We start from the raw sequence: 11,949 nt of genomic DNA, 5'->3' as shown, positions 1-11,949 counted from the left end.
TATTCCAAGTTTCTTGAATACTTCTTCTATAGAAGCAAGTGCGAATCCTTCAGTCATTCTACCAAAACCATCACTTATTCCTGCTACTGATTTATTAACCTTACGGATTTCCGCATCTGTTCTTTTCATAAGTCTTTCAATTTCCTGACCTGTCTTACGGATTTCCGCATCTGTTCTTTTCGTAAGTCTTTCGATTTCTTCACCTACCTTACGGATTTTTTCATCTGTCTTTTTCGAAGATATTTCGATTTCTTCACCTACCTTACGGATTTTTTCATCTGTCTTTCTTTGTTCTTCCTCAAACTCTTTATGACCTTGAGCAATTTCTTTTAACATTTGTTTTATTTCTTTAAAATAATCTTCTGCCATTTTTTCTAACCTCATCTAAAAAAATTGTCTTAACTTTATCTTTCAATAGTTTTAATCAGTAATTGTGTATAATCTTGCCGATGCCCCATTTTCCGTCTATAATGTTTTCGTCGTCTAAACTTCATAATTGTAATTTTTTCGCCTCTTGTCTGAGCTACTACCTGTGTAATAACCCTGGCACAATCTACTACAGGATTCCCCACTATCACATCATCACCATTAGAAATCATTAAGACCCTTTCTAATGTTACTTCTTCACCTATTGGGCTCTCAATCTTTTCTACAGTAATAGTAGTTCCTTCCTTTACCTTATATTGTTTTCCACCTGTTTCAACAATAGCGTACATTAAAAACCTCCTTATTTTTGGTAAATGGTAAGTGGTGAATGGTAATTAGTTACCAATCACCAGTTACCAATTACCAGTTACCAGTTACCAGTTGGTGGGCCGTATAGGAATCGAACCTATAACCTTGGGCTTAAGAGGCCCCTGCTCTGCCTGATTGAGCTAACGACCCAATGATTGGTAATTAGTAAATGGTAATTGGTAACTAATCACCACTCATCATTTGCCAGTTACCGAATTTAGTGCGCCTGAGAGGACTCGAACCTCCCCACTCGGATCCGGAGTCCGACGCTCTATCCATCTGAGCTACAGGCGCTTCTGGCACGCCCGAGAGGAGTCGAACCTCCGACCTTTGGATTCGAAGTCCACCGCTCTGTCCATCTGAGCTACGGGCGCATTTATCTCTCTACTTCTATAATATATTACAATATTTTTCTTTTTATGTCAATAAATAATTTTATTCCAGCGTTAGAAAATAGAAAAAAATGTAACTATTCAGCCACAGATGGACACGGATGAAAACACTGAAAATTCGTAAATCGTGTCCGTTTTCCGTGTCCGTAATCAGGTTGAAGTGGTTATGGTAAGGGATATTTTTTAGTTGACACACGGGATGTTTTACGATATAATAAGTTTCAGGATGACCGTTGAGGTAATCTTTTACCGCAGAGACGCAAGAGTTCACAGAGAGGAAAATATCTTTTTTTTCGTGTTTTTCGCGTTTTTCGGTGTTTAAAAAGACTTAAAAACAGTTAGTCAAAAGTAAGTATTAAAAGATTAATAAACAACGAAAGACCCAAAATGCACAAAAAAAGGAAATTTCTGTCTCTGGTGAATAGATTTTCCCCTCTTGAGAGAGGGTAGGGGTGTGTTTTTCTCTGCGAACTCTTTTGTCTCTGCGGTGAACGGCTACAAGAATTTAGCGGATATAACATTGATATGAAAGAAAAAAATGTATTCCATTGTGGCTATGTATCTATTGTTGGAAAACCTAATGTTGGAAAATCAACCTTGCTTAACCTATTTTTAGGCGAAAAGTTGTCTGCGGTTACCCCAAAACCTCAAACCACAAGACATAAAATACTGGGTATTCTCAATGATAAAAACTACCAGATTATATTTTTGGATACACCTGGGTTGATATTAGAACCTAAGTATAAACTCCACGAATTAATGAACAAAACCCTACATTTAGCCTTACAAGATGCTGATTTAGTTATACTTATGATAGAACCCCAGGAGCAACCTGAACTTGAATTCCTTGATTATAAAAAAGACACAATTCTGGTTATCAATAAAATTGATTTAGTTTCAAAAGAGTCGCTTTTGCCACTAATTGACTCTGTGCAAAAAGTTTATGATTTTAAAGAGATAATGCCTATTTCTGCGATTAAAAAAGACGGAACTGGAGAGTTACTTGAGTGTATTATGAAATATCTACCTAAAAACCCACCTTATTACCCAACAGACATTTTAACCGACCAACCTGAGAAATTTTTTGTGAGTGAGATAATTCGGGAAAAGATATTTGAGGAATATGGACAGGAAATTCCTTATTCAACAACGGTTGTTATTGAGGAGTTTAAAGAAAGAGAAGGAAAAAAAGATTACATCCGGGCTGTAATTTATGTAGAAAGAGCATCACAGAAGATAATTTTAATTGGCAAAAAGGGTGAGAAGTTAAAAAAGGTAGGGGAGCGAGCTCGAAAAGAAATAGAGGTATTTCTTAACCGGGGGGTATTTCTTCAACTCTGGATTAAACCAAAAAAGAAATGGAAGGATAATCTGGGGATGCTAAAGGAACTTGGATATTGAGAAAGAAATGAGAGCCTGATTTTTAGGAGAACGCTCATGAGTCTACGACTCACAAATGACGATGAAAATTAAGGGGCTCGGGATTCGGGAATAAAAGAATCCCCTAACCTCTCAATCTCCCGCCAGCGGGGAGATAAAAAAATAAAAATCTGTGTCCTCTGCGAAATCTGCGGATTATTTTCAGGAGAACGGTCATGAACCGTTGGTTCACAAATGAGAATGAAAATAGTGGTAGGAGATAGAAGGTGGGAGATGGGAAGATAAGTGTGAGGAGTGATGTTTTCTTTACTTTCTACTCTCTACTCTCTACTTTCTACTTCCATATTTTCAGGAGAATCTAATAGAAGTGAACTACTCCATATACTTTAATCTCTCTATTACCTGGTCAATAAGCCAATTGGCGGTAGATGTGCCGCCTGTAACACCAATTTTTTCTATCCCTTTTAACCATTTCGGGGCTATTTCATCTGGTGTTTCAATGTGATAGGCGAATTTTGTCTTATTTTTACACAGTTGGAAAAGGCGAGTTGTATTGGCGCTATTTTTACCGCCAACAACTAACATTAAATCTACTTGTTTTGCCACATTCAAGGAGCTTTTCTGAATATTTTCTACTGCCTTACAAATGGTATTATTTATCTTTAATTCCCTGGACTTATCTAAAAGTATTTCAACTACCTTTTTAAAATTACCAATAGTTTGTGTTGTTTGGGCAATAACGCCTATTTTACGCCTTATTTTAAGTTTTTTTGCCTCTTGAGGGTTTTCGACAACAATCGTTTCACCTTCTAAAGTTCCAACGATACTCATTACCTCTGGATGATTTTTTTCTCCAACAACAACTACCTTATAACCTTCTTCTTTTAGCTTAAGCACTATTTCCTGGACTTTTTTCACACTCGGGCAAACCGCATCCACTATTTTAAGCCCGGCATTGGATATTTCCTGGTATAATTTAGGTGGGACGCCGTGAGAACGAAGGATAACCACGCCTGATTTTATCTCATCTAATGATTTAGCCTCAATTATCCCTTGTTTCCTTAATTCTTCACACACCTGGGGATTATGAATCAGCGGACCTAATGTATAGACATGATTTTTTTCGTTTTTAGCCGCTTCCAGAGCTAAATCTATTGCCCTTTTTACCCCAAAACAAAATCCGGCATCTTTTACTTTGATTATCTCCATTTTTTTCCTCTGAAAATTTGCCAACAAACTTTTGCACGAAAATATCTATAACTTTCTCAATAAACATATCGCTCCTACGGAGCTAATTTGATGTTGAGACGATAAATCTATAAACATCTCGCCCTTACAGGGCTGAATATATTTTATAAACTCCGTTAGGAGTGATATATTTGTAGACTTCTGTCTGAATCACAGATGCTTATTGAGTTAGAGGTTATCTATCTTTTCCATAATCGTATCCGCAATTGCCTGATATTTTTCTTTAGAAGAAAGATGAGTAAATTGATTTATATCAATTGGTTTTCCAAATCTTACCTCAATATTGCAAAAGTTAATCTTGTTTGACCCTCGCGGTAAGACCTTATCCGTGCCCAATATTTTTGCAGGAATAAGTTTAACCTGGGGACATTTCTCAATCGCCTTACATAGAATCAGCCCTATCCCTGGTTTTGCTGATTGTAATTTACCATCAAAACTTCGTTGTCCCTCAGGGAATATCACAACTCCATATCCTTGTTCCAATAAACTTATGGTTTTTTTAAATGTTTGTGCAGTGACTGTTGTCTGGTTAACCGGGAAGGAATTTAACTTACTGATAAGCCAGCGAAGGTAGGTATAATTAAATAGTTCTTGTTTTGCCATAAAATATGCCTCTCTTGGTAACGCCGCACCTATCACCGGTGGGTCAGCGTAGCTTTGATGATTTGCGGCAATTAATACCCCACCAGTTAATGGGATATTTTCTTGCCCGGTTACTTTAAAATTAAATAATATTCTAAAAAGTATCCTTTCGATTAGATATATCATTAAATATAATTTATTCTGGTGATTAAATCTTTGAATATCTCGTATCCTTCTGATAATAGCGGAGGTAACCTGATTTATCGTTAGATTGGAGGTATCAAGGTAAATTGCATCATTGGTTTTGACTAATGGACCAGTAGTTCTTGATTTATCCTGCATATCTCGATATTCGATGTCTTGTTGAATTTGATTAAAATTTATATCCGTTTCACCCTTTTCCAATAATTCTTTATACCTTCTATTTGCTCTGGTTAAAACATTTGCATCGAGATAAAATTTAACATCCGCATTGGGTAAGACAACCGTAGTAATATCTCGTCCTTCCATAATTACGCCACCTGTTTCACTTAATTCTTGAAGCAATTTCACTACCTGGGTTCTTACTCCTTCATTTTTCGCCACAAGAGAGATATTCTGGTCAATTACAGGTTTTCTAATTTCTCTGGTTACCTCTTTGCCATCAACAAAGACACTTTTCTTTGATTTTAACTCAACCTTAATCTTCTTTGTTAGTTCAATTACAGCCTCTTTATCACTCAAATCAATCTTTTGTTCTAATCCTTTCCAGGTAATAGCGCGATAAATAGCCCCAGAATCTATATATTTAATTTTTAGTTTTTTAGCGACTATTTTTGCCACCGTGCTTTTTCCTGCACCCGCAGGACCGTCGATAGCGATTATCCATTTTCTCATGATTAATTCCTTTAAGAATTATGAAGTTGGTATTTTTATATCTCCACGCAATCAATCGTTGTAACCGTTCAGGCTATATATCAAAAGTGTAAGAAAGGGGATAAGGAGATAAGAGTGATATGGAGATAAGATAATAGAAATAGATTGAAATTTATAGAAATAGGTAGAAATTGATTGTGGAAAACAACAAATTTCCATAAATTTCTATTAGTTTCTATTAATTTCAATTTTTTTAATAATATCTCCCTATCTCCTTAATCTCCACATCTCCTTTTGTTACACCACCTGAACGCTTACCTATTTTTAAGCCTTTTTAAACGCCGAAAAACGCGAAAAACACGAAAAAAAAAGATATTTTCCTCTCTGTGAACTCTTGCGTTTCTGCGGTAAAGGATTACCTAAATGGTTACCATTACTCTAAAGCCTTAGCGATTGCTTCACCAAATTTACCTGCGGCGGCAGGACCGTTTGCCGTGATAATTTTGCCATCAATTTCGACATCTCTACCGGTGTAATTGACGCCTTTATTTTTTAATCTGGCTATTTCTGAAGAAAAAACGGTTGCCTTTTTGCCGTTCAGGACTCCTGCATTAGCTAATGTAACCGGAGCAATACAAATGGCACATAAAAGCTTATCTAACTTAATACACTCTCTGGCGATAGATAAGGCGGTTTCATTATTCCAGTATTCAGATGACCCACCTCCTCCAACAAATATTATCGCCTCGTAATCTCCAACATTAATTTCGCTAATAAGCATATCCGGCGTGACTGTCATTCCTAACACTCCACGGCAAGGCTTCGTTACTGAAGAAGCGACCTTGATTTCTACTCCTGCCTTTTCTAAAATCGCTCTTGGCACCTTGTATTCCTCATCACGGAAATTTATCCCTGCAATTATCATTACCACTTTTTTTGACATTTTTACCTCCTTATTTTTGGTGGTGTCTGAAAATAACTCTAATAGTGAAATCTATGCAGATTTGGTGTCCAAAAGGAATTTCCTTCAAAGATCAAAATGCAAAAAGCAAATATAAAAATTACATATCAAAATGTAAAATTATCTCTTTCCTTTCAGCGTTAAAATACTTGAAGCAAAGATATTACCAAATTCCTCCAACTCTTTGAGAAACCATGCTACTTCCTCTGGTTTAGCATGTTTACTATTACAAAGTAATGCAAGCCATAACTTACTTTCGTTAACAGTCTTTTCTCGAAGTTCTTTTTGAAATTTGATATGTAATATCAATTCTATAAAGTTTTTGCCTCTTTGTCAACACGAATGCACACGAATAAGAAGCAAATATTCCCCCTTAATAAAGGGGGTTAGGGGGTTGTTAACCTATAGGCGTTAAGATATAAGGCTTATTAAAGAGGCAGAAATTAACTAAAATTGATATAATTTTGCATTTTGATATTTGATATTTAATATTTATTTGTTGTCTCTCCCAGATCCTATTTTGCAGAACCCTATACACTATTTTAACCTTTATGCTAGTGCTCTGTCGCTACTCAATTGATGTTCCCCGCTGGCGGGGGATTAAGGGGGTGGAATATGAAATCTGAAATAGAAGAATGCAGCCCCCAATAATTAACAATTGACAATTTACAATTAACAATTGACCATTATTTGTTAATTTTGTCAACATCAAATATTAATTGTGAATTGATAATGGCTAATTGATAATTGTCAATTAACTATATTTGGACTTGTGGGTAACGATAAGACTCCCGCCAGCGGGGGACAACGGCCAATCAATCACTTGAGTAGCGACAGAGCACTAGGTATAAGAAAGGAATAACCTGCTTCCGCTAATGCCTTTTTAACAGCTTCTACTACTATTGATTGGCCTGTTTCTGAGGGAATATTAAGATTAGCATCTCTAAAAGGTTCTCCCACTTTTTCAACTGTCTCTTTTATTATCTCCATTACCTTTTGTGCGTCTGCTTTGAATCTTTCATTGTTTTCTTCATTTACGCCAGTGAACGTCTCTGTGCTTTGGCCTGGATTTTGGATTTGCGGATTAGTAATTTGTGGCTCTTTGCCAAATGTATCTAAAAGCTGGTGATAGAGGAGATTCTTGGCACTGTCACCCATCCACTTAACCCCATCCCCTTTTCTAATATGTCCAGAGGTAAGGTTACATCTTTAATAATCTTGCCTGCTACCTCGCTATAATAACCACTCTCTGTCTTAACTACCGAACTATATGCCTTGATGGCCCGGTTAGCTAATGTCTGGAGGGCATAATTGGTTACCGTAGATGCATCTTTAACCACATTTTTCGGGGTATCTACTACCATATCAGTAATAAATCCTGCCAGACCTTTGCTTACTGCATCGGTTATTCCTACACCATTATCGAATGCTTTCTGGATATGCGCCCCTAACAGATTCCCGGCTAAACTTATCCGCTCTTCATCTGATACCTCTTTACCACTAAATATCTTTTCTTTGCCAGTAATCATCACGCCTTTTTGGTAGTAGTCACCAACCTTTTTAATAGTTGTGCCAAGAAATTCCATCTGGAAAGGAGTAAGTAAACCCGTTGGCAGTTTATCTAAATTATTCCCTGCAAAGCTCACCGCCGCCACAAACCTATTCACTCCAGACCCCTATTTTGCTTTATAAGTACTCTCTTTATCTTTTCTCTTCTGCTTTTTTCTACAATTCAGTAGGTGCAGTACTTTTCAATGCTCCTGTAACGGCTGATATTATCTTGTTGATATTCTCATTAATCGCCTCTTTAATTACTTTACCATCATCCTTAATTAACCCTTCTAATGTATCGCCAAGTACAGTATTAACCTCAAAAGTTGTTCGAAATACTACTTCTCCTTTTTCGTTAGTAATTTGAGCTTTTCCTTTCATCATGGTTGTGTAATTACCAAATTTCAGACCAAAAGCACCTGTTGAAAGATTAATTTTCCATTCTGAAACATTTACAATTAAGAGAAGCTCTCCTGGTTGTAAAGTGAGATTAGTAGTACCCTCTGCTAATTTGATATTATCAAATACAGGTTCAAGAGTAGTTTTAACATCACTTACAACTTTGTGCCTTATGTAGGTAGCATTTATTGGTTTAATTGCCTCCTTCAATTTTTGTGCTCGAGTAGCATCAGCCACCATACCAACTATTCCACCTTGTGCATCTGTATGAAATCCACCATACTCTGATGCCTGACAATTAATCAAAAGTATTTGAGTCTTTTGGAAATATGACTGGTCAAGTGCCATAGGGGGTATTACTGGAACCGTAGCACAACCATACAAGAATAATAGTGGTATAACTAATAAACTAACCAGTGTCTTTTTATTTCCTTTTCTCATTTTTTTCTCCTCCTTATAGTTAATTTTTTAGAGTTCTGCAAAATGCCTGGAATCTGTCATTGCGAGGAGCACAGCGACGAAGCAATCTCTTTATTTGCAACGGGTTGAGATTGCTTCGCTATCGCTCGCAATGACAAATCAGCCTGTTTTGCAGAAGTCTTTTAATTTTTGGATTTATCTATATACTCTTCTGATTATTTAAGTAGATTTTGATTTATCACCAGAAGAATATCTTCAGTAACTTCTTTGATAACATTTTTGTCAGTACATCTACCTGGTTGATATGCTTTCCCAAATGCAAGTATCTCCCCATTTTCAGGCCTGACAATTACAGCTGTTAGAGCAATACCATCTCTATCCTTTGGGATAGCTTTATCAGTCGTCCCTTCCCAGAAGTAGCGTTGACCTGGTTGAGGAGTAACTGTATATCCTTCTCCAGCTGCCACTACTGCCAATGTTACCATAGATCCCCACATTAAAGCCTCTCCAAACTTCTGACCAGCTGGTTTGAAACACGCTGCACCATAAATACAGAGAATTGCATCACTTTCTTGTGCTTTACTCATTTCAGCAAGTATAGTAAGAGATTCCTTATCCTTAATAGCAGGAAGGCGAGAGTAGTAAGGCATTGCTTCTGGAAGGAGTCCTTTTAATGCTATATCAAATTGTGAAATTAGTAACTCACATTTTTCTATTGGAATTTCACGCGACCCTTCTGATATTTCTAATTTATATTTTTGTGAAAAAGTTCCTTCTTGAAAGTAATTTAATAGAAGTTTTCTGCTATTTTCAATCTCAATATCATCGCGCTCCGCTGCTTTAGAACCCCTAAATCCACTAATTTGAAGTAAACAAATAGAAATTTGCTTTGGAGAAACACTTTCAAGGGAAGTATCTTCCCTTCTATCTAAAGTAATCTCGATTGGTTTCATCTCTTGCCCAATGGGAACCGATGCAGATTTATACCCCCGATGAGAAACTATAATCCATCCTAATTCACCTGACTTGAGAAAAATAGAGGGATTAAAAGTTAAAGGTGTAGTTCCCAAGAAAGTTTTCCTATCCCCCTGACACAAAATTACTCCACATTCTGGTGGTGTCGAAGTAACATTTATCCCCGATTTGCTATCAGGTTTGGCCGCATTTGTTCCTGTTGTAGCACAACCACAAAGAATTACAACAAACATCCAGTAAATAATAACCTTCTTCATTTTCTAAATCACCTCCTTTTTCCCTTACTATTTATACTGGTGGCCTAAATTTATTTGAAAGCCGTTATATAGTAATCTCCACTTATTCTTATCTTTCCATCTCCTGCTTTTAACTTAAATGATGAATAATATTACCACACATTAGGTTTATTTGTCAATAATTTTTTTACAAAGAAGTGGGAAAATTACCTAAAAACAGGTGGGATTTTTACCACTTTTTACTTAACCATCGGTCGCCAAGAAAGACCTGATTCATACCAATCAGGGGTATTGGTAACATTCTTTAAGTTTTTACCACTTATGTCAATAATGTAGATATCAGTATTATAATTGTTTGAAGCATTTCCTACATCAATAAATGCAATCTTTTTACTATCAGGGGACCAAATAACATCAGCAGCATAACACTGGGTTTTATCTGTAAGTTTCACTTGGTTTTTGCCATCAGGGTCCATTAAATAAAGCATACCATCGGAAACAAATGCGATTTTTTTACCATCTGGAGACCATGTAGGAACAAAGTCATTAACAGAATTATAAGTTAATCTCTTTAGATTATTACCGTCTTTATCTATAACAAAAATTTCGTAATTACCATCACAGAAGGAACTGTAAACTATTTTTTCTCCATCGGGTGACCAACAGGGTTCTTCATCGTTAGATGGATTACTTGTTAATTTCTTTAAATTCTTTCCATCAGCATCTATTACATAAATATCAAATTTTCTATATTTGAGAGGCATTCCTATTTTTTCTAATATGTCTCCCTTTCCATCTTCTTGAGAGATAAAACAAATCTTCTTTCCATCAAGAGAGTATTGCATCCCAATCTTATTAATAGGAGTATCAGTTAACCTTTTCCACTTTTTTTCATTAATATTCATTATCCAGATTTGCCAATATCCATTATATTTTGATGAAACAGATAGTTCATTTCCAGTCGGGAGCCAAGTAGGAGATGATATAATAAAATTTTCTTTTGCTACCTCTATTTGTTCTCTTCCCTTTGCATCCATTATCCACAAACTCCATTTCTTTTGAAGATTATTAACCTTTAAGAATAAAATTTTTTTCCCATCAGGAGACCAAACTGGAGAACTTAAACTTATCCCTTTTCCAAACTCTTTTATTATTATCCTTTGATTTTTTCCATTTTCATTCATCATAACTATCTGAGAGTGGAAAGGTAGTGTTTTCAATATTTCATCTAACCTTTCAGGAGTTAAAGTTTTTTTTCTTTCTTTAATGCTTCAGAAACTCCAAGTTTTTTATATCTTTCAAAAACAATCTTATTGAAAGTATCAGTAGAAGTGTCCTCACAACCAATGAGAGTACTGCCAAGGATAAGAAATAAGGATATTTTTATTAAGAGTTGTAATCGTTTCATCGTTAAAAAACCTCCTTAAATTTACTGTTTAGGGACAACTTTTTCTACCCAATAGTCTCCTCTCATATATTTCTCAAAGTCAAACTTAACATCTGGGAAAACAAGTCTTACCTTGTAATCATTAGCATATTTAATACTCGTAAGATAATCTTCTATAGCCTGATTTACACTAATTTCAAGTCTTTGAGAAGCGTCTTTTTTAGCCTCAAAAGTCCAATTAGGATTTAGATTAGAATTTATTTGCCAAATTTCTCCTTTCTTCTCCTCTATAAACTCTTCACCTTGTTTCCACAGCAGTCTTGCCACATCCGTCGGGTCACCTAAGTTTTTGGGGTCAAAGGCGCCAGTAGCACCAAATAGAGATGGAGCAGTAATGCTACTTGCAAGAAAGGCATAACCTTTTTCCCATAATGCCCTTACAACAGCATCCACTACTATTTCTTGTCCTGCTTCTGAGGGAATATTAAGATTAGCATCTCTAAAAGGTTCTCCCACTTTTTCAACTGTCTCTTTTATTATCTCTAATGCCTCCAGTTGTGTATTTACTACATCACTACATACCTTCTTTACTGCATCAAAACTTGTTGTACTTACTCCTACTTGTGTTGGTGAATAATTTAACTGCCGTAAATTACCAAAGGAATTTATTAACTTCTGCCAATCTGATTCATTAAGTTTACTAAGGTCATATTTAGGTTCTGGTGCTCCATCTCCTACAACAGGGCTTGATATATTCGCTAACTCAAGTATTGCTTTAATCTCTCCCTCATGTATGGCTATTCTTATCTCTCTCTCATTCTTAAGGGC

15 protein-coding genes and 3 tRNA genes are annotated in these 11,949 nt (G+C 36.0%); 1 reads left to right on the top strand and 17 read right to left on the bottom strand.

From position 1 onward, the window contains the following. The 5 genes from AB1422_07410 to AB1422_07390 form a co-directional block, all read right to left on the bottom strand. Nucleotides 1-369, bottom strand: a 369-nt coding sequence (locus AB1422_07410) for a hypothetical protein (GenBank protein ID MEW6619154.1), incomplete at its 3' end; no start/stop codon positions are given. Nucleotides 370-404: 35 nt separating this feature from the next. Next, the gene (gene rplU, locus AB1422_07405) at nt 405-716 is read right to left on the bottom strand and encodes a 50S ribosomal protein L21 (GenBank protein MEW6619153.1); all 312 of its coding nucleotides are present in this window, start codon (nt 714-716) and stop codon (nt 405-407) included. Nucleotides 717-808: 92 nt separating this feature from the next. After that, nucleotides 809-885: transfer RNA gene (locus tag AB1422_07400), tRNA-Lys, on the bottom strand. Nucleotides 886-956: 71 nt separating this feature from the next. Next, nucleotides 957-1,029: transfer RNA gene (locus AB1422_07395), tRNA-Arg, on the bottom strand. Between the two features lie 3 nt (nt 1,030-1,032). Continuing rightward, nucleotides 1,033-1,109 (bottom strand) — tRNA-Arg (locus AB1422_07390). Nucleotides 1,110-1,652: 543 nt separating this feature from the next. Here AB1422_07390 and era point away from each other — a divergent pair. Beyond that, nucleotides 1,653-2,528: a GTPase Era gene (gene era / locus AB1422_07385; GenBank protein ID MEW6619152.1), complete on the top strand. Its 876-nt coding sequence runs from the start codon at nt 1,653-1,655 to the stop codon at nt 2,526-2,528. A gap of 351 nt (nt 2,529-2,879) precedes the next feature. Here the strand turns inward: era and AB1422_07380 are convergent, their stop codons facing one another. The 12 genes from AB1422_07380 to AB1422_07325 all read right to left on the bottom strand — a co-directional run. Continuing rightward, nucleotides 2,880-3,716 carry a 4-hydroxy-3-methylbut-2-enyl diphosphate reductase gene (locus AB1422_07380; GenBank protein MEW6619151.1) on the bottom strand — a complete coding sequence of 279 codons (837 nt, stop codon included), beginning with the start codon at nt 3,714-3,716 and terminating at the stop codon, nt 2,880-2,882. A 207-nt stretch (nt 3,717-3,923) separates the two neighbouring features. After that, on the bottom strand, nt 3,924-5,213 hold the full coding sequence (gene cmk / locus AB1422_07375) for a (d)CMP kinase (GenBank protein ID MEW6619150.1): 1,290 nt from the start codon (nt 5,211-5,213) through the stop codon (nt 3,924-3,926). A gap of 51 nt (nt 5,214-5,264) precedes the next feature. After that, nucleotides 5,265-5,411 (bottom strand): hypothetical protein, encoded by a 147-nt coding sequence (locus AB1422_07370; GenBank protein MEW6619149.1) that lies wholly within the window; start codon nt 5,409-5,411, stop codon nt 5,265-5,267. 214 nt (nt 5,412-5,625) lie between these two features. Then, entirely contained in the window at nt 5,626-6,135 is a 510-nt protein-coding gene (locus AB1422_07365) for a DJ-1/PfpI family protein (GenBank protein ID MEW6619148.1), read from the bottom strand. Between the two features lie 138 nt (nt 6,136-6,273). Beyond that, nucleotides 6,274-6,462, bottom strand: a complete 189-nt coding sequence (locus AB1422_07360; protein MEW6619147.1) for a hypothetical protein — start codon at nt 6,460-6,462, stop codon at nt 6,274-6,276. Nucleotides 6,463-6,972: 510 nt separating this feature from the next. After that, nucleotides 6,973-7,311, bottom strand: coding sequence for a hypothetical protein (locus AB1422_07355; GenBank protein ID MEW6619146.1), 339 nt, complete (start codon nt 7,309-7,311; stop codon nt 6,973-6,975). Next, entirely contained in the window at nt 7,269-7,820 is a 552-nt protein-coding gene (locus AB1422_07350) for a hypothetical protein (protein MEW6619145.1), read from the bottom strand. Before AB1422_07350 ends, AB1422_07355 begins: the two co-directional genes overlap by 43 nt. A gap of 58 nt (nt 7,821-7,878) precedes the next feature. Next, complete coding sequence (locus tag AB1422_07345; protein ID MEW6619144.1) at nt 7,879-8,544, bottom strand: hypothetical protein; 666 nt, start codon at nt 8,542-8,544, stop codon at nt 7,879-7,881. A 194-nt stretch (nt 8,545-8,738) separates the two neighbouring features. After that, nucleotides 8,739-9,755, bottom strand: a complete 1,017-nt coding sequence (locus AB1422_07340; protein ID MEW6619143.1) for a hypothetical protein — start codon at nt 9,753-9,755, stop codon at nt 8,739-8,741. A gap of 218 nt (nt 9,756-9,973) precedes the next feature. After that, complete coding sequence (locus tag AB1422_07335) at nt 9,974-10,921, bottom strand: hypothetical protein (GenBank protein MEW6619142.1); 948 nt, start codon at nt 10,919-10,921, stop codon at nt 9,974-9,976. Between the two features lie 56 nt (nt 10,922-10,977). Then, nucleotides 10,978-11,142: a hypothetical protein gene (locus AB1422_07330; GenBank protein ID MEW6619141.1), complete on the bottom strand. Its 165-nt coding sequence runs from the start codon at nt 11,140-11,142 to the stop codon at nt 10,978-10,980. Nucleotides 11,143-11,163: 21 nt separating this feature from the next. Then, a partial coding sequence (locus AB1422_07325; protein MEW6619140.1) for a hypothetical protein occupies nt 11,164-11,949 on the bottom strand: 786 nt, incomplete at its 5' end.

The sequence above is a fragment of the bacterium genome (assembly GCA_040757115.1).
In the GTDB taxonomy this organism is placed as follows: domain Bacteria; phylum UBA9089; class CG2-30-40-21; order CG2-30-40-21; family SBAY01; genus JBFLXS01.
Note: the sequence above shows the minus strand (reverse complement) of the source record. Positions and strands in the feature narration are given on the sequence as shown.